The sequence below is a fragment of the Streptomyces ardesiacus genome (assembly GCF_003112575.1).
Lineage (GTDB): Bacteria > Actinomycetota > Actinomycetes > Streptomycetales > Streptomycetaceae > Streptomyces > Streptomyces ardesiacus.
On the sequence record NZ_BEWC01000001.1, the window covers coordinates 927,480 to 942,676 of the forward strand.

Below are 15,197 nucleotides of genomic sequence, written 5' to 3' on the forward strand. Positions count from 1 at the left end.
GCGGTGGAGTGCCTCGGCGGAGTTCACGAGCCCGGCGGCCCCGGGCGGGGCGAGGCGGCCGGCGGCTTCGCTCCTGGCACCGCCGCCCCGCGGCACGGCCGGCCCGCCCGGGGACCGGCGCCTAGGAGTCCGTGAAGACGGGGTCGTAGGGAGCGCTCGTGCGGCCACCCGACATGAAGGAGACGAAGTCGCCCACGAAGGCGCTCCGGCCGTATGCCGAGTCGCCGGTCGCGAGGTCGCGGTGGAAGGCGGTGCGGAAGAGCTCCCGGTACTCGTCCGCGTCGATGGTGCCGTTGCCGTCCTTGTCGGTGGCGTCGAACAGCACCTCGGCGACGCGGATCAGCGCGGGCCCGGCCATGGACGGTACGGCGGCGGCGTACTCGGCGGCGCTGACTCGGCCGTCGCCGTCGGTGTCGAGGGCGTCCTGCAGTTCGCGCCACCAGGCGGCGAAGGCGTCGTAGAGCCGGGTCTCCTCGGGCTCCTCCAGGTCCAGCCGGGTGGACAGTTCGCGCGCCATGGCCGCGAGGTCCGGCCAGTCGAGGTGGCCGTCACCGGTCTGGTCCAGGACCTGGCGGAAGAACTCCTCCGCGGGGCGTCGGCTCCCGCGGGCGCCTGCGGGAGCCGGGCCGGGGACGCCGCCCAGGGGAGTGATCAGCCGGAGCAGGGCCGCGGCCTGCTCCATACGGCCGCGCAGGGCGGCCACGGTCCGGGCGCGGGGGTCGTCGCCGGTGGGGGAGAGCGTCAGCAGCTCGACGACCTTCTCCGCGTCGAGCCAGCCCTCGGGCAGGAACCGGGCCAGTCCCGCGGCGAGGTAGGCGCCCCGCATGAGGGTCTCGGCGCCGGGCATCTCCGGCAGGCCGGCCCGCCGCCGGTACGGCTCGGGGAGCGAGGCGACCGTGATCGCGCCGAAGAGCGGTCCGGCGACGGCCCGGCCCGCCGCCCACAGGGTCGGCGCGCCGCCGAGCAGTGCCGGGGCGGGCAAGTGGTCGAAGAGCCGGTACAGGATGATGCGGGCCGCCTCGGTGTCCTCCAGTTCGTCTTCGACGACCCGGTCGAAGTACGTCCAGAAGTCCTGGACGCTTTCGGGGAGTTCTCCGGCGTCGCCGTCGAGGGCGGCGAGGAACGCGCGGTACTCGTCGTACATCCGCTCCATCGTGTCCTGTTCGAGGGGCTGGCCGCTCAGCCGGCACATCGTGACGGCACTCTCGAAGAGGGTGGCGACCACCCAGGCGCGGGTGGCGCGGTCCATCGCGTCGTAGGGCCGGCCACGGGAGTCCGCGCCGCTCATGCGCGCGTGCAGCCGGTTGAGCCGGGCGGCCTCCCGCTCTCGTACCGCGGGGTCGCCGCTGTACATGCGCCGCATGCTCAGGAAGGTGTTGCGGAGCCGGCGCCAGGGATGGGCGACGAAGGTGGAATTGTCGATGAGCGCCGCACCGATCTGGGGGTGCGCCGCCTCCAGCACGGTCGCACGGATGATGGCGAGGGCCCAGCGCGGGTCGTCGAAGAAGGAATGGAACCGTGAACCCTCCCCGAACAAGGGGGGTTCGTCGTCGGCCCGCCCGGTGTGCGTGCGGCTCGTGTCGGTCGTCATCGTGGGTCTCCGTTCGTCCGGGGCGGTACGGTGCCGAAGCGACGGTCGCGGCGCCGGTAGGTGTGCAGGCAGGCGAGGAAGTCGGGGGCCCGGAAGTCCGGCCAGAGCACGTCGGGGAACGTCCACTCGGCGTAGGCGACCTTCCAGAGCATGAAGTTGGAGATGCGCTGCTCGCCGGACGTCCGGATGACCAGGTCCACGTCGGGGGTGTCGGGGAACGGCAGGTGCTGGGCGAAGAGGTGCTCGGTCACCTCGTCCGCGCGCTTCCCGCTCCGGATGAGGGACCGCGCGGCCTCGACGATGTCCCTGCGCCCGCCGTGATCGAACGCCACGGTCAGCGTCATGCCCCGGTTGCCGTCGGTCAACGTCGTCAGGTCGTCGAAGTCCTGGGCCAGTTCGCGGGGGATGCGCGGGTCGGTGACCCCGAGGAAACGGCAGCGGATGCCGCGGGCGAGCAGGAGCGGTGCGTGCTTGCGCACCACCCGGCGGACCAGGCCCATCAGATAGTCGACTTCCGTCCCGGGCCGGTTCCAGTTCTCGGTGGAGAAGGCGTACAGGGTGAGCCACTCGACACCCGCGGACCGGGCCGTCTCGATGATCTCGATGACCGTGGCCTCGGCGGCCCGGTGACCCGCCGTACGGGGCAGTGAACGCCGTTGTGCCCACCGGCCGTTCCCGTCCATCACGCAGGCAACGTGCCGGGGCACGGCGCGTGCTCCGGCACCGTCGCCCCGCCCTCGGCCCGGCTCGGCCGCTGCCTCGCTCCGTCCGTCCCGGCCCCCGGGCGTTCCGGCTCCGGCGGACTGGCCGCTGCGGCCCGCCGTGCCCGGTGCCGCCGTACACGGAGCAGCACGTTGGGCAGTACCGTGCTCGTTCACACCCACCCCGCCTCACCCACGCCCCCACCGGCGCGTTCCCTGTCGGGATCCTGGCAGCGGCGAGGGCCCGGGCAGGCGGAAACGGGCGGCCGTCATCCTTGGCTCATTTGTCCGAACCCCTCCGCGGCGATGCGGCCCTGCCCTTCGGCGACAGCGCAGACTGTCGCGTCTGCCCGCCGTGCCACGGAACTAACGTGCGTTTCGGGGGCTTGCCCTGCGGAGGCAAGGGCATTCGGTGGTCTGGAGGTTGATAACTATGGTTCCCCTGCTTCTTGTACTTCTTCTGGCCCTGATCCTCTTCGGCGCGGGCTTCGCGTTGAAGGCGCTGTGGTGGATCGCGGTCGTCGTGCTCGTCGTGTGGCTGCTGGGCTTCCTGGTCCGGCCCGCCGGCAGCGGAGGCCGCAGGGGCCGCTGGTACCGCTGGTAGCCGGCACGCCCAGGTGCGTGCCGCACGAGGCTGCCCGAACGGCGGGCCCGGTCGAGCGACCGGGCCCGCCGTCGTGCCGGGACCCGCTGCCTCACCGGGTGCAGCCCCACACCGGAGCCGCGGCCGGGCGCGGCGACGGACCGGCGACCGCCGCGCTCGTACGCGGCATCCCGGTCAGACGGGCGACGCCGGGATGCCGAGCGCCCAGCAGAAGAAGCTCAGTTCGTCGACGTCCTGCTCGACGAGGGCCGACAGGGTGGTGCCGCCGCCGTGGCCGGAGTCACGCAGCAGCACCAGGAGGTAGGGGCCGCCGCGCGGCGCGCCGGACTGGAGGAGCGCGACCATCTTGAGCGGGTCGTGGGGCGGCGCGTTGCGGTCGTTCAGTGCCGGGGCGAACGCCATCACCGGGTAGGGCCGGTCGGGCCGCACATTGTGGTAGGGCGAGTAGCCGGCGAGGTAGGCGCCCTCGACGGGGTCGTCCGGCGAGCCGTACTCGACGGTGGCCGAGTCGAGGTGGCCGAAGGCCGGGAAGCGCAGCATGTCCAGGAGCGGCACCCGGGAGTAGACGGCACCGTACGCGTCGGGTGCCTGCAGCGCGGCGACGGTGACCAGCAGGCCGCCGTTGCTGTTGCCGCGCGAGGCGATCCCGGCTGGGGTCGTCCAGCCGTCGGCGACCAAGTGGCGGGCCGCGGCGACGTAGTCGTCGAAGGCGTTCTGCCGGCGCGTCCCCACGGCGGCCTCGTGCCAGGCGCGGCCGTACTCGCCGCCGCCGCGCACGTTGGCGTGGGCCAGCACCCCGCCGAGCTGGAGCCAGGCGGCGCCGGCCGCCGAGAAGCGGGGTTCCACGGAGATGTTGAAGCCGCCGTATCCGCTGAGCCGGACCGGCCGCCGGCCGTCGCGCGGCACATCGACGCCGTGGACGATGAACATCGACACCGGCGTGCCGTCGGCCGACTCGTACCAGACCTGCCGCGTCGTGTACGCGGACGGGTCGAGACCGGCGTCGGGCACGTGGTACGGCTCCAGCCGGTCCCGGGCGTAGTCGTACCGGTAGAGCGACGGTGGCTGCACGAACGAGGTGAAGGCCACCCACACGTCGTCACCGTGCCACGAGCCGGAGATCCCGCTGACGACGCCCGCTCCCTCGTTCCGGTTGACCGAGCCGAGGGACGGGAGCACCAGCTCCCTCAGACGTGTGCCGTCCAAGGCGTGGACGGACACCCGGTGCGAGGCCGCACGCGCGTGAACGGCGTAGAGGCGTCCGCCGACTCCGGTCACGGTCTGCAGGGTGTCCGGGCCTTCCGGGACGAGCGTGCGCCACGAGGCCGGGTCGCTGACGGGAGCGACGCACAGGCGTCCGCGCGGCGCGTCCAGGTCGGTTCGCACCAGGACCGAGTCCTCGATCACCTGCACCTGGTTGACCGACCGCATCCCGGTGGCGACCGGCAGCAGCGCGCCGTCGGCGAGCCGGAGCAGCGTGACGTCGTTGGCGTTCACGAAGTCCCACGAGGTCAGCACGGCGAAGCGGCCGCACTCGCTGGTCTCCACCGTGCACCAGCGGTCCTTGTCGTGATCGTCCCCGAAGACCCTGCGGGCCGGGGCCCCGGAGCCGATCCGGTGCTCGTAGACGGCGTGCCAGTAGGCCTCTTCGCCGGGGGGCGCCTCACCCGGCTCGGGACAGGCGGTGTAGAAGAACCCCGACGAGTCGGGACGCCAGGCGACGGAACCGTGGTCGGTGCCACGCAGCCGGTCGGGGAGCAGCGCGCCGGTCTCGACGTCGAGGACGCGGACCACCGCGCCGTGGCTGCCGCCGCGGGCCCGCCCGAACGCCACCAGCGTGCCGTCGGGCGACGGCACGGCGCACACCAGGACGTCACTGGCCGGCCAGGTGCCGGGGTCGAGCACCGTTTCGAGAGGGGCATCGGCCGAGCGGCGCATGACGAGCACGGGCTTCTCGGCGTCGGCACCGGCCCGCTGGAGGAAGGTGCGCCCGTCCGGGCCCGCGGGGACCGGCGGGGACGGCCGTGTGCAGCGGGCGGCACGGGCGACGGCGGCGCGGAGACCCGCCCGTCCCGGGACGCCGTCGAGCACGGCGCGGGTGACGGCCTCCTGGGCGGCCGTCCAGGCGGTCGTCTCGGCGTCGTCCGTCTGCTCCATCCAGACGTACGGGTCGTCGAAGCGCCGGCCGTGCAGGGTGAAGCCGCCGTCGGGGTCGCGGCGGGCCGGTGGCGGATTCTCCGGCAGGTCCGGGCGGTTCATCGGGCGGCTCTCCCCGGCTCCGCGCGGTCGGCGGACGTGCCCGGCGCCCCGGAGCGCAGGTCGAGGGTCCAGTTCTGGCCGACGAGGTCCTGGCCGTAACTGTGGTGGTGCTCCTCGTCGGTGAGGGTGAAGCCGAAGCCCTGGTAGATCCTGCGCGCCGCGGAGAGGACGTCGTTGGTCCACAGGGTCACCCGCTCGTAGCCCGCCTCACGGGCGAAGGCGAGGCACTCGCCGACCAGCCGCGTGCCGAGGCGGAGGCCCCTGCCCCGAGGGGTGACGAGCAGGATCCGCAGCCTGGCCACCTCCGGCCGGTCGCCCGCGACGAGGAAGACACAGCCCACGCGCCGGCCGTCGACCTCGGCGATCCAGCCCGCCTCGCGGGCCGGGTCGTGCCGGGTGGCGTAGTCGGCGACGATCGTGGCGACCAGGGCCTCGAAGTCGGTGTTCCAGCCGAACTCCCGGTCATAGGTCTCGCCGTGGGCCATCACGACCCACCCCAGGTCGCCGGGCCGGTCGGCGCGGCGTACGACGACGTTCTTCTCATCCTGCTGCGGCATGTGGCGCTCTCCGGGCCCCCGCGGTCGTCGACCTAACTGAAACGGTCGTTTCAGTTAGGCTAGCCGGTATGCCGCAGGAAGCGCCAGCCCCGTCCGCCCGGCGGGAGGTGCTGCTGGAGGCCGCCTACCAGTACGCCCTCACCCACGGACTGGCCGACCTGTCCCTGCGCCCCCTGGCCGGGGCCATCGGCTCCAGTCCGCGCGTCCTGCTGTTCCTCTTCGAGAGCAAGGACGGCCTGCTGCGGGCGCTGCTCGCACGGGCGCGCGCCGACCAGTTGGCGCTCCTGGAACGGGCCGGGCGGCCGGACCGTCCCGCCGGGCTGGCGGAGGCCGTCGAGCGGGTGTGGACGTGGCTCGCCGCGAAGGAGCACCGGCCGCTGCTACGGCTGTGGGCCGAGGCCTACGCGCGCTCCCTCGGCCGGCCCGAAGGGGCCTGGGCCGGGTTCGCCCGTGCGACGGTCGACGACTGGCTCGGCGTCCTGGCCGGTTTCCAGCCACCGTCCGAACGGGACGGCGGGGAGGGTCTCACCCGCCGCACGCTGGCCCTGGCCGTCCTGCGTGGCGCGCTGCTCGACCTCCTCGCCACGGACGACGAGGCACGGCTCACCGCGGCCGTGGCGCGCCAGCTCGACCTGCTGCGCGACGGGGACGGAGACAGGGACGGGGACGGCTGACCATCGTCGCGGAACGCGCCGGCAGCGGCCGGTGCGAGACCTCGCGCGACCGTTTGCGCCCCGCTGGCAGGACCGTCGAGACCCGCACCCGGCTTCACTCGTCATACTGGTGCAAATAGGGCGAAACCGCGAAGGGCGAGTTCCTGGAGGCGCAGCAATGCAGCAGCACGCCGAGGACGGAGGCGACCGCACGACGGACGCCGCGGAGGAGCCGGAGCCGTACGACGGCGAGGTGTACGACGAGGGGGCGTACGACGACGGGGCGGCACAGGAGGGCACTGCAGTCCAGGAGGGCACTGCGGTCCAGGGCGACGGTCCGACGGCGGGGCGCCCGGAGGGGCGCGGCCCCGACGTCTTTCTGGACGTCCCCCGGCTGAAGGTCGATGAGATCGACCTCGACGTGGAGGACCTGCGGGCCCGGGTGTCCCTCCAGGCCGAGGTGCTCGACCTGCTCAAGCTGAACGTGGGCGCCGACGTCGCGCTCGGCCAGGTCCACCTCGGCATCTCGGGGGTCGAGGCACAGGCCCGGCTCGAGGTCCGCCTGGACAACGTCGCGCTGATCATCAACCGGGTTCTCACCACGCTCGACCGCAATCCGCAGATCCTGGAGGACCTGGCCCGCGGCGTCGGGTCGGCCGCGCGCGACGTGGGCCGGGGTGCCGGGGGCGCCCTGCGGGACGTGGGGGAGGGTGCCGGGGGCGCTGTGCGGGACGTGGGAGAGGGGGCCGGGGGCGCGGTCGAGGGCATCGGTGGCACCGCTGGTGAAGCGGTGGGCGAGGTCGCGCAGGGCGTCGGCGACGCTGTCGAGGGCGTCGGGGGGAGGGCGGGGGAAGCCGTCGCCGAGGTGGGGGGCGTGGCGGACCGGGCCGGCGCGGATGCGGGCGACGCGGCGCGGGAGGCCGGACGGGCTGCCGGGGGAAGCGTTCGACGCACCTCGGGGGATGCCGGGGGCCGAGACTCCGCCCGTCGGCGCCGCATCCGCGACGACGGGTCGGGGGCGGCGCGACCCACCGCGCGCCGGAGTGTCAGGAAGCGCGAAGAGCCGCCGTGAACGGGGCCGTCGGGATCCCCGGCCGCCGAGGCCCCCGCCGGGCGTACCGCGGGTCCCGTCCCTGCCATCTCCTTCGACGCGGTCGTCGGCGCCGACCGGCTGCGTTTCGAGGAGTCGCCGCGGACCCGGGTCTCCTTCCCGGGGACCGGAGCGCGCACGTCGGTGTCCCGGACTGAGCGGACCCGCCTCCCCCGCCGGGTGGAGCCCGGGCGGGACTATCGCGACGTGACCGTGAGGTACCGCCTCGCCAGTCGCCTCACCGGGACCTCGCGGGACGGGCCGCCGCCGGACGAGGACGGTCGGTGACGGGTGCGGCCCCTGCGCGCGGACGGGGTGGCGCACCGGTGGGTCGTGCCTCCGTGCCGGACTGTCCGGCCGTCCGGGACCTCGATCGGGCGAACGATTCTTCCGGAGTCCGGAAAGCCAGATTCGAAGCAGTTGCCGTGGCAGAAAATCTGTAGCGCTCGGAGTAGACAATGGGGTCGGAGGAGGTTAGTGTCTTGGGTGTAGCCGAAAGTCAGTAAGGCGCGGCAGGGACGAACTGCCGCGCAAGCAGGCCGACGTAGGAGCGGCCCGGCGGTGGAGCGGTGGAGCCGGAAAGAGTGGGTTCTGTCGCTGGCCGCCGGGCCCGGCGGCCCAAGGGGTCGCACAGCAGTACCGTGTCGTCGGCCCGTACGGATGGATCGAAGAGGTAAGGAGCAGACGCCATCAGGATCGCCCGGGGTCGGGACGATGTCCCCCCGGGTACCGCAGACCCCGGATTGGAAGGTGGTCCCCGGTCACGCAGCCGCGATCCCCGCAGTACCGCCCCCGCGGGTGGCCCTGCGACAAGAGAAGGCCGGTACAGTCAGCCGGCAGATGGTGTTGAAAGCTCGGGGCCCGGGTGCCATGTGGCGCTCGGGCCCCTCGATGCGTTCCCGGAAGAAGAGGTCTATGCCCCCTCGCAGTACCCGCCCCACCGACAAGTTCGACGACGACGACTATCCCGCCTACACCATGGGCCGGGCTGCCGAGATGATCGGTGCCACGCCGGCCTTCCTGCGTGCCTTGGGTGAGCACCGTCTGATCACCCCGCTGCGGTCCGAAGGCGGGCACCGCCGCTACTCCCGTTATCAGTTGCGTATTGCCGGCCGGGCTCGCGAACTCGTCGACTCCGGCACACCCATCGAGGCCGCCTGCCGCATCATCATCCTCGAGGATCAGCTCGAGGAGGCCCAGCGCCTCAACGAAGAACTCCGCAGTCACGGTCGGCCCGCACCTTCGGCCTGACCCTCCTCGCCCGTCGAACCGGACGGACCCACGGGCCGGTGCGCGCCGTCGGGCGACGGCTCACGGCCGGTACCCGGTGCGCTGGTCGTGGGCGGCGGCGTCGTCCGGTCCGCGATCTTGAGCGAGCGGCCCATCGGGCGCCTCGGTCGGGCCGAGGAGGTCGCCGCCGCCGTCCTGTGGCCGTGCAGCCCCGGCCGCCAGTTTCGTCATCGGCGTCGCCCTGCCCGTCGACGGCGGATACACCACCCACTGAGCACGTCACGGAGGCGGTCGACGCCCGTGAAACCGACGTGCCCCGACGGACGTCGGTCGGGTACCGTGCGGGCCATGTCGAGTCCTGAGTCGGACACGGTGGGGGCTTCCGGTCACGCCGTCGGCCCCCTGAACCACTGAGTCCGCAGCCCTGCCGTCGCACCGCTTCCGCGGTGCGACGCGAGTGTGCCGTGCCCGGGGCCGGCCGCGGTGACGAGATGACCTCACGTGTTTCTCTCACCTCGGAGCCACTCGATGCCTCTCCCGCTGTACCTGCTTGCCCTGGCCGTCTTCGCCATGGGGACCTCGGAGTTCATGCTCGCCGGCCTCTTGCCGGACATCGCCTCGGATCTCGACGTCACGGTCGCCACGGCGGGCGCCCTCACCTCGGCCTTCGCGGTCGGCATGGTCGTCGGCGCCCCTCTTGTGGCCGCGCTCGCCCGCGACTGGCCCAGGCGCGCCGCCCTTCTCGTGTTTGTACTCGTCTTCGCGGCGGCGCACGTCGTGGGAGCCGTCACCACGAACTTCCCCACCCTGTTCGCCACCCGGGTCGTCGCCGCGCTCGCGAACGCGGGTTTCCTCGCCGTCGCCCTGACGGCCGCCGCCACGCTGGTGGCGCCCGACAGGAAGGGACGCGCGCTCGCCGTGCTGCTGTCGGGCACGACGGTGGCCACGGTCGCGGGTGTCCCCGGCGGCGCGGTGCTCGGCACATGGCTCGGCTGGCGGGCCGCCTTCTGGGCCGTCGCCGCCCTCTGCCTGCCCGCGGCCCTTGGCATCCTGAAGGGGATCCCGGCGGGCCGGGCAGGGGACGGGGCCGCCACCGGCAGGCCGGCATTGCGAGCGGAGCTGGCCCGGCTCGCACGGCCGCGGTTGGTCCTCGCGATGCTGCTCGGCGCGCTCGTGAACGCGGCCACCTTCGGGAGCCTCACCTTCCTCGCCCCCGTGGTGACCGACCGCGCCGGGCTCGGCGAGTTGTGGATCTCCGGCGCTCTGGTGCTCTTCGGCGCAGGTTCCTTTCTCGGCGTCACCGTCGCCGGCCGGCTGTCCGACCGGCGTCCCGGGACGGTCCTCGCGGCCGGCGGTCCGTTGCTGCTCGTCGGCTGGCCGGCCCTGGCGATGCTGGCCGACGAGCCGGTCGCTCTGTTCGTCCTCGTGTTCGTGCAGGGCGCGCTGTCGTTCGCGCTGGGCGGCACGCTGATCACGCGGGTCCTCTACGAGGCCGCGGAAGCCCCCACCATGGCCGGTTCGTACGCGACGGCGGCCCTCAACGTGGGCGCGGCCGTCGGCCCCGTCGTCGCCGCGGCCACCCTCGGTACCGAAGCCGGGAACCTCGGGCCGTTCTGGGCGAGCGGTGTCCTGGTCGCGGTGGCGCTGCTCCTCGCCTTCCCCAGCCGCGCCGGACGCGTGATCGCCTGACCTGCGCCCGCCGGCGGGGACCGAAGGCAGGCCCCGGTCCCCGCCCGGCCCCGGCCGGTCCCCGCCCTCGCCCGGCCCCGGACCCGGTCACGCCGCGTTCGCGTCCCCACCGGCCAGGAACGGGCGCAGCGGCCTGAGCAGGGTGCTCGGCCGGTGCAGCGGGATGATGCGGCCGCAGTCCTCGATGAGCCGCAGTCCTCGATGACGTGGGCGGTGAGATCGTCGGTGACCGGGCGGAGCCGGCGTTCCAGCGCGGCACCGACGGGCCGGGCGCCCCACGCCGGCGTCGGCACCGTCAGGCGGGTGGTGGATCACTCGTCGTCGGACGGAGCGGGCTGCAGGGCGATGGCGACGAGATCGTCGGTCAGGGCGGGGGCCCAGCGGGCGACGTCCTGCTCGAGGAAGGTGACGAGTTCGGTGGGGGAGACCCCGTCGGTGTGGGCGCAGTGGGCCTGGAGTCGTTCCCGTAGCGGGTAAAACGTTCCGGCGCTGTCACGTGCCTCGGTGACCCCGTCGGAGTAGGCGAGGAGGATGTCGCCGGGGTCCAGGGGGTGCGTCACGGTGCGTGGGGGAGAGGTCAGCAGGTCGCCCATGCCCAGCGGCAGGCTGTGGTCCATCTCCACGACGGACGCCGTGCCGTGCCGGACGGTGAGCAGGGGCTGATGGCCCCGGTCCAGGATGCGCACGGTGCGCGCGTCCGCGGAGAATTCGAGCAGGACGGCCGTGGCGAAGACCTCGTCCGCCGGCGCCGGTGCCTTCCCGGGGGCGTACGCGGGCCGGCCGCCCCCCATCGGCTCCGCCGGAGGGTTGTCGCGGTCCAGTTGGAGGGCCACGTCGATCCGCTCGGCCACCTGGTCCAGCGACGGTTGGAGCAGCGCCGCCTCCTGGAACGAGGAGATCACCGTGGCCACGGTCTGTGTCGCGCTGATGCCCTTGCCCTTGACGTCCCCGACGATCACCCGGATGCCGAACGGCGTCGGGCGGACGCTGTAGAGGTCTCCGCCGATGAGGGCCTCGTCGTCGGCCGCCCGGTAGAAGCCGGCCAGGCGCAACGGGCCGATCCGGGCGGGCAGCGGGCGCAGCAGGGCCAGTTGCACGGCCTCGGCGACCGCCTGCACGCGGCGGAAACGGCTCTCGATCCGTTGGCGCACCACGCACAGCGAGGTGGAGAGCACCGTGATCGTGGCCAGGACGGTCAGGGCCGCGATGGTCATCGGACCGACGTAGTCCTCGAGCGTCTCGGTGACCGCGAGCAGCACGCATCCGGCGGCGCCGACGGCGAGGACGCCGAGTGGCGGGTACGTGAAGAGGGCCAGCACCACCGAGGCCGTCAGCAGCGCGCCGAAGAAGTAGCGCGGCGGTGTCACTTGGTCGAGCACCATGGTCGCCACGACGAGGGCGGGCGGGACCCAGCGAAGCCATCGCGGCGGCCAGGGATGCCGCTCGTCCCGCTGCCTGTGCTCCGCGGCGGCCCGCCCGGCACCCACACTGTCACCCCGTTTCGCACGGCCCCGGTCCGAGGCCTCGCTGAGCATCATGCACGAATCGGTACGCAACGGACGGCAGCAACCCGCTGTGGCTGGCATGTTCACGGCGGGCAGTGGGTTTGGTGGAGCGTTGGTGGGCGCGTCCTACGTCTTCGTCAGCGCTCCGCCCTTGTGCATGGCGACATGGCCGGTCTTGTCGCTCTTGAGCTCGTACTGCGGGTCGTCCTCGGAGCAGCGGCGCGTACGGCCCTTGAACTCCACGTCGTGCGTGTGCTTGTCGACGACGACGCCTTCGACGTACCCGGCCTCGGAGTTCCAGCGCACATGGTCTCCCACGGAGAACTCGCTCGGCATGTGAGGTGCCTCCTCTTGGCTCCGGCCGGCGCGTTGTTCCTCGGCCGGCACGCCGACCGGCCCGGCGGGTGGGCCGGACCGGTCGGAGGTCTTCCATTGTCAGTGGTGGCCGTGCGGCCGCAGCCACTGCGGCCGGTGGGAGGCCGGACGGCGTTGCGCGGCCGGCTCGTGCGGGTCGCTCGTGCTGCCCCGGCCCTCCAGTCGGCCGGCCAGCGCGTCGCGTTCGGCGGCGGCCTGCCTGGCGGCCTCACGGTCCCCGCGGCGCTTGCGCCCGCGGTGGCGCGCCAGCACGGTCCCGGCCATGAGCATCCACATGCCCAGGCCGAAGATCAGCGTCAGGGCGATGCCGCCGAGGAACGCCCCGAGCGTACTGATCGTGAACGGCTGACTCCCCAGCAGTGTCACGGTGTAGTCCGGACCGCCGGACAGGTTGTACGCGATCAGCAGGCCTGCGAAGGCGGCGGCGCCCGCCATGAGCAGGAGACCCAGCACCAGCATGTTTCTCACCTCGTCGCACGTGGATGTCCTCCACCCGGGTCACCATGAGGAATGGCGCAAAACGCGCAACCTGGACATGTGTGGCTGCCCGACGCGCCGTCGCCGGTCCCCCCAGTCCCCCCGGCCGCCCCTTGCCGTCGGCGTCTGCGGGCCCCGGCCTGCGGACCAGCGACGACGGCCTTCTACCCTGGTCGCCGAGTGCCGCCCCGAGCCGGCCGACCCGCCCGCCCCCCCCGAACCCCCGCAGAAGGAGCCTCGCCCGTGGATCTGCGAGCCACCCTCGCCGCCCACCGTCTCGTCGCCATCGTGCGCGGCGACGACGCCGACGCCGCGCTGCGCACCGTACTGACCCTTGCCGAGGAGGGTCTGGAGCTCATCGAGGTGTCCCTGACCGGCAAGGACGCGCTCCAGGTCGTCGAACGGGCCAGAGCCGCCCTCGGGCCCGGCCGCCCCCTGGGCGCCGGCACGGTCCTCACCGCCGACGACGCACTGGCCGCCCACCGCGCCGGCGCCGACTTCGCGGTCACCCCGGGCCTGGGGGAGGGCGTCGTGGCCGCCCGCGAGCTGGGCATGCCCGTCCTGGCCGGCGTCATGACACCCACCGACGTCATCACCGCGCGCACCCTCGGTGCCGCCGCGCTGAAGATCTTCCCGGCGGCCCAGGCCGGCGGGCCCGCGTACGTCAAGGCGCTGCGCGGACCCTTCCCGCACGAGGTGTTCGTCCCCGTCGGCGGCGTCGACGAGGCGGCGGCCCGCGCCCACCTGGCGGCCGGTGCCACCGCCGTCGGGGTCGGCTCCCCGCTGATCGGTGACGCCGCCGACGGAGGCAGCCTCGACGCCCTCCGGGTCCGCGCCCGCGCCTTCCGCGCCGCCGTGGCGGAGGCCCGGCCGTGACCGGCGAGGGGGACGGCTCCCCGCCCGGGCGCGACGGCGAGGCCCCGGGCACCGGCCCGCGGGCCGCCGGCCCCTGGCTGCCGGAGCGGGGGCCCGTGGTGTGCCTCGGGGAGACCATGGCGGCCCTGGCCCCGGCGCCGCCCGCCTCGCTGGACGGCGCGGACTCCCTGCGCCTGTCGGTGGCCGGCGCCGAGTCGAACGTGGCCATGTACCTCGTCGACCTGGGTGTGCCCGCCTCCTGGCTCTCCGCGGTCGGCGACGACGCACTCGGCCGCCGGGTGCGGGCGGCCGTCGCCGGGGCGGGCGTGGACGTCTCGGGCGTGCGCACCGACCCGGCACGGCCGACCGGCCTGCTCCTGAAGGACCCGGGCGCCGCCGGGACCCGCGTGCACTACTACCGAGGGGGTTCGGCGGCCTCGGCGCTCGGCCCCGACGTCCTGGACGACGAACGGCTCCAAGGGGCCGCCCTCCTCCACCTGACCGGGGTGACCCCGGCCCTGTCCCCGTCCTGCCGGGCCCTGGTGGAACAGGCCCTGCACACCCCGCCGGCACGGCGCGCCCACGCCGTCAGCTTCGACGTCAACCACCGCCCCGCACTCTGGGCCCCGGGCGCGGCGGCCCAGGTGCTCCGGGACCTGGCCGACCGCGCCGACATCGTCTTCGTCGGCCTGGACGAGGCACAGGACCTGTGGGGCGCCGGACTGACCGAAGCGGACGTCCGCGGGCTGCTGAGCCGCCCGCGCGTCCTCGTCGTCAAGGACGGCGGGCGGGGCGCCACCGCCTTCACGGAGCAGGGTGTGTGCGGCGTGCCCGCCCTGGCCACGGAGGTCGTCGAGCCGGTCGGCGCGGGCGACGCGTTCGCCGCCGGATTCCTCGCCGGTCTCCGGCGGGGCACGGACCTCTCCCGTGCGCTGCGCCTGGGGCACATCACCGCCGCCTCCGCGCTGAAGGTCGTGGGGGACCACGGGCCCCTGCCCGGACCGGACGCCGTCGAGGCCATGCTGGCCCTCGCCGGGCCGGACTGGCGTCGGGCGCGGATGCCGTAGCGCGCTGGTCCGCCGGGCGGAGTGCGCCGTCGGCCCCGGACGGGCGCGGTCAGCAGGACCTGCTCGTGGCTCCGTCGACGACGAACCCGACGCCGATGCCGAGCATCCACGTGTCCTTCGCCAGGGCCGTTCCCTCCTGCGTCGGGCGCAGGCTGCCCTCCTCGCGCATTCCCGGAGTGCGCAGGTACAGGCCCACCAGGCCGGCCGAGAAGGCGGTCAGACCGGCGCCCGCCAGAGCCGTCGGTACGACCGGCAGGAGCAGCGCCGTGCCGAGCGCGATCTCACCGGCGGAGAGCATGCGGAGGAAGGTGGCGGGCCGCAGTCGGCCGAGGAACGGATAGGTGTTCTTCGCCATTCCGTGCATCATGGCGGCGGTCTGCTCGTCGGCCCTCCGCTTGGCCAGACCCGAGTTGAGAATGAAGGCCCCGGTGGCCAGTCGCGGGGCGACGTGCCTGAGCTCGATGGGCAGACGCATGGGAACTCCTAGCGGCGTTTCCGGAACACGGGGGAAGCACGTACGTGCGACGACACGAAGACGCGCCCA

General features: G+C 73.9%; 15 protein-coding genes and 2 pseudogenes. 8 read left to right on the forward strand and 9 right to left on the reverse strand.

What is annotated here, in order from left to right:
* Positions 1-121: 121 nt before the first annotated feature.
* Both Sdi02f_RS03855 and uppS read right to left on the reverse strand, forming a co-directional pair.
* Entirely contained in the window at positions 122-1,591 is a 1,470-nt protein-coding gene (locus Sdi02f_RS03855) for an oxygenase MpaB family protein (protein ID WP_108932686.1), read from the reverse strand.
* A complete protein-coding gene (gene uppS, locus Sdi02f_RS03860) occupies positions 1,588-2,274 on the reverse strand; it encodes a polyprenyl diphosphate synthase (RefSeq protein ID WP_030399536.1) in 687 nt (228 codons plus the stop codon). Before uppS ends, Sdi02f_RS03855 begins: the two co-directional genes overlap by 4 nt.
* Before the next feature lie 451 nt (positions 2,275-2,725).
* Between uppS and Sdi02f_RS03865 the strand changes: the two genes are divergently transcribed.
* Positions 2,726-2,896 (forward strand): hypothetical protein, encoded by a 171-nt coding sequence (locus tag Sdi02f_RS03865; RefSeq protein ID WP_030399537.1) that lies wholly within the window; start codon positions 2,726-2,728, stop codon positions 2,894-2,896.
* A 174-nt stretch (positions 2,897-3,070) separates the two neighbouring features.
* On the opposite strand, the gene Sdi02f_RS03870 is transcribed toward Sdi02f_RS03865, so the two are convergent.
* Together Sdi02f_RS03870 and Sdi02f_RS03875 are read right to left on the reverse strand one after the other, a co-directional pair.
* On the reverse strand, positions 3,071-5,155 hold the full coding sequence (locus Sdi02f_RS03870; protein ID WP_108932687.1) for a prolyl oligopeptidase family serine peptidase: 2,085 nt from the start codon (positions 5,153-5,155) through the stop codon (positions 3,071-3,073).
* Positions 5,152-5,712, reverse strand: coding sequence for a GNAT family N-acetyltransferase (locus tag Sdi02f_RS03875; protein ID WP_031085827.1), 561 nt, complete (start codon positions 5,710-5,712; stop codon positions 5,152-5,154). Before Sdi02f_RS03875 ends, Sdi02f_RS03870 begins: the two co-directional genes overlap by 4 nt.
* A gap of 68 nt (positions 5,713-5,780) precedes the next feature.
* On the opposite strand from Sdi02f_RS03875, the gene Sdi02f_RS03880 reads away from it, so the two are divergent.
* From Sdi02f_RS03880 to Sdi02f_RS03900, 5 genes and pseudogenes are all read left to right on the forward strand, one after another.
* The gene (locus tag Sdi02f_RS03880; RefSeq protein WP_055468533.1) at positions 5,781-6,386 is read left to right on the forward strand and encodes a TetR family transcriptional regulator; all 606 of its coding nucleotides are present in this window, start codon (positions 5,781-5,783) and stop codon (positions 6,384-6,386) included.
* A gap of 157 nt (positions 6,387-6,543) precedes the next feature.
* Positions 6,544-7,437, forward strand: a complete 894-nt coding sequence (locus Sdi02f_RS36035; RefSeq protein WP_174843300.1) for a hypothetical protein — start codon at positions 6,544-6,546, stop codon at positions 7,435-7,437.
* Between the two features lie 933 nt (positions 7,438-8,370).
* Positions 8,371-8,706 carry a MerR family transcriptional regulator gene (locus Sdi02f_RS03895; protein ID WP_053666294.1) on the forward strand — a complete coding sequence of 112 codons (336 nt, stop codon included), beginning with the start codon at positions 8,371-8,373 and terminating at the stop codon, positions 8,704-8,706.
* A 126-nt stretch (positions 8,707-8,832) separates the two neighbouring features.
* A pseudogene (locus Sdi02f_RS36235) lies at positions 8,833-8,959 on the forward strand (SDR family oxidoreductase); the annotation flags it as partial.
* A gap of 254 nt (positions 8,960-9,213) precedes the next feature.
* The gene (locus tag Sdi02f_RS03900) at positions 9,214-10,374 is read left to right on the forward strand and encodes a Cmx/CmrA family chloramphenicol efflux MFS transporter (protein ID WP_053666292.1); all 1,161 of its coding nucleotides are present in this window, start codon (positions 9,214-9,216) and stop codon (positions 10,372-10,374) included.
* 87 nt (positions 10,375-10,461) lie between these two features.
* Here the strand turns inward: Sdi02f_RS03900 and Sdi02f_RS36240 are convergent.
* The 4 genes and pseudogenes from Sdi02f_RS36240 to Sdi02f_RS03920 form a co-directional block, all read right to left on the reverse strand.
* Positions 10,462-10,685: pseudogene (locus tag Sdi02f_RS36240) on the reverse strand (alpha/beta hydrolase); the annotation flags it as partial.
* The gene (locus Sdi02f_RS03910) at positions 10,686-11,912 is read right to left on the reverse strand and encodes a PP2C family protein-serine/threonine phosphatase (RefSeq protein ID WP_245962133.1); all 1,227 of its coding nucleotides are present in this window, start codon (positions 11,910-11,912) and stop codon (positions 10,686-10,688) included.
* 93 nt (positions 11,913-12,005) lie between these two features.
* Positions 12,006-12,215 (reverse strand): hypervirulence associated TUDOR domain-containing protein, encoded by a 210-nt coding sequence (locus Sdi02f_RS03915; protein WP_108932688.1) that lies wholly within the window; start codon positions 12,213-12,215, stop codon positions 12,006-12,008.
* A gap of 99 nt (positions 12,216-12,314) precedes the next feature.
* Positions 12,315-12,713, reverse strand: coding sequence for a hypothetical protein (locus tag Sdi02f_RS03920; protein ID WP_030399546.1), 399 nt, complete (start codon positions 12,711-12,713; stop codon positions 12,315-12,317).
* 261 nt (positions 12,714-12,974) lie between these two features.
* Here Sdi02f_RS03920 and Sdi02f_RS03925 point away from each other — a divergent pair, with 261 nt between their 5' ends.
* Positions 12,975-13,607: a bifunctional 4-hydroxy-2-oxoglutarate aldolase/2-dehydro-3-deoxy-phosphogluconate aldolase gene (locus Sdi02f_RS03925; RefSeq protein WP_030399547.1), complete on the forward strand. Its 633-nt coding sequence runs from the start codon at positions 12,975-12,977 to the stop codon at positions 13,605-13,607.
* Between the two features lie 77 nt (positions 13,608-13,684).
* Positions 13,685-14,653, forward strand: coding sequence for a sugar kinase (locus Sdi02f_RS03930; protein ID WP_281262859.1), 969 nt, complete (start codon positions 13,685-13,687; stop codon positions 14,651-14,653).
* A 49-nt stretch (positions 14,654-14,702) separates the two neighbouring features.
* On the opposite strand, the gene Sdi02f_RS03935 is transcribed toward Sdi02f_RS03930, so the two are convergent.
* The gene (locus Sdi02f_RS03935) at positions 14,703-15,128 is read right to left on the reverse strand and encodes a hypothetical protein (RefSeq protein ID WP_030399549.1); all 426 of its coding nucleotides are present in this window, start codon (positions 15,126-15,128) and stop codon (positions 14,703-14,705) included.
* Positions 15,129-15,197 lie beyond the last annotated feature (69 nt).

What these genes read in the sequence shown, in the direction of transcription:
- Sdi02f_RS03855 (WP_108932686.1), bottom strand. Translation starts at nt 1,591, where the DNA reads ATGACGACCGACACGAGCCGCACGCACACCGGGCGGGCCGACGACGAA.
- uppS (WP_030399536.1), bottom strand. Translation starts at nt 2,274, where the DNA reads ATGGACGGGAACGGCCGGTGGGCACAACGGCGTTCACTGCCCCGTACG.
- Sdi02f_RS03865 (WP_030399537.1), top strand. Translation starts at nt 2,726, where the DNA reads ATGGTTCCCCTGCTTCTTGTACTTCTTCTGGCCCTGATCCTCTTCGGC.
- Sdi02f_RS03870 (WP_108932687.1), bottom strand. Translation starts at nt 5,155, where the DNA reads ATGAACCGCCCGGACCTGCCGGAGAATCCGCCACCGGCCCGCCGCGAC.
- Sdi02f_RS03875 (WP_031085827.1), bottom strand. Translation starts at nt 5,712, where the DNA reads ATGCCGCAGCAGGATGAGAAGAACGTCGTCGTACGCCGCGCCGACCGG.
- Sdi02f_RS03880 (WP_055468533.1), top strand. Translation starts at nt 5,781, where the DNA reads ATGCCGCAGGAAGCGCCAGCCCCGTCCGCCCGGCGGGAGGTGCTGCTG.
- Sdi02f_RS36035 (WP_174843300.1), top strand. Translation starts at nt 6,544, where the DNA reads ATGCAGCAGCACGCCGAGGACGGAGGCGACCGCACGACGGACGCCGCG.
- Sdi02f_RS03895 (WP_053666294.1), top strand. Translation starts at nt 8,371, where the DNA reads ATGCCCCCTCGCAGTACCCGCCCCACCGACAAGTTCGACGACGACGAC.
- Sdi02f_RS03900 (WP_053666292.1), top strand. Translation starts at nt 9,214, where the DNA reads ATGCCTCTCCCGCTGTACCTGCTTGCCCTGGCCGTCTTCGCCATGGGG.
- Sdi02f_RS03910 (WP_245962133.1), bottom strand. Translation starts at nt 11,912, where the DNA reads ATGATGCTCAGCGAGGCCTCGGACCGGGGCCGTGCGAAACGGGGTGAC.
- Sdi02f_RS03915 (WP_108932688.1), bottom strand. Translation starts at nt 12,215, where the DNA reads ATGCCGAGCGAGTTCTCCGTGGGAGACCATGTGCGCTGGAACTCCGAG.
- Sdi02f_RS03920 (WP_030399546.1), bottom strand. Translation starts at nt 12,713, where the DNA reads ATGCTGGTGCTGGGTCTCCTGCTCATGGCGGGCGCCGCCGCCTTCGCA.
- Sdi02f_RS03935 (WP_030399549.1), bottom strand. Translation starts at nt 15,128, where the DNA reads ATGCGTCTGCCCATCGAGCTCAGGCACGTCGCCCCGCGACTGGCCACC.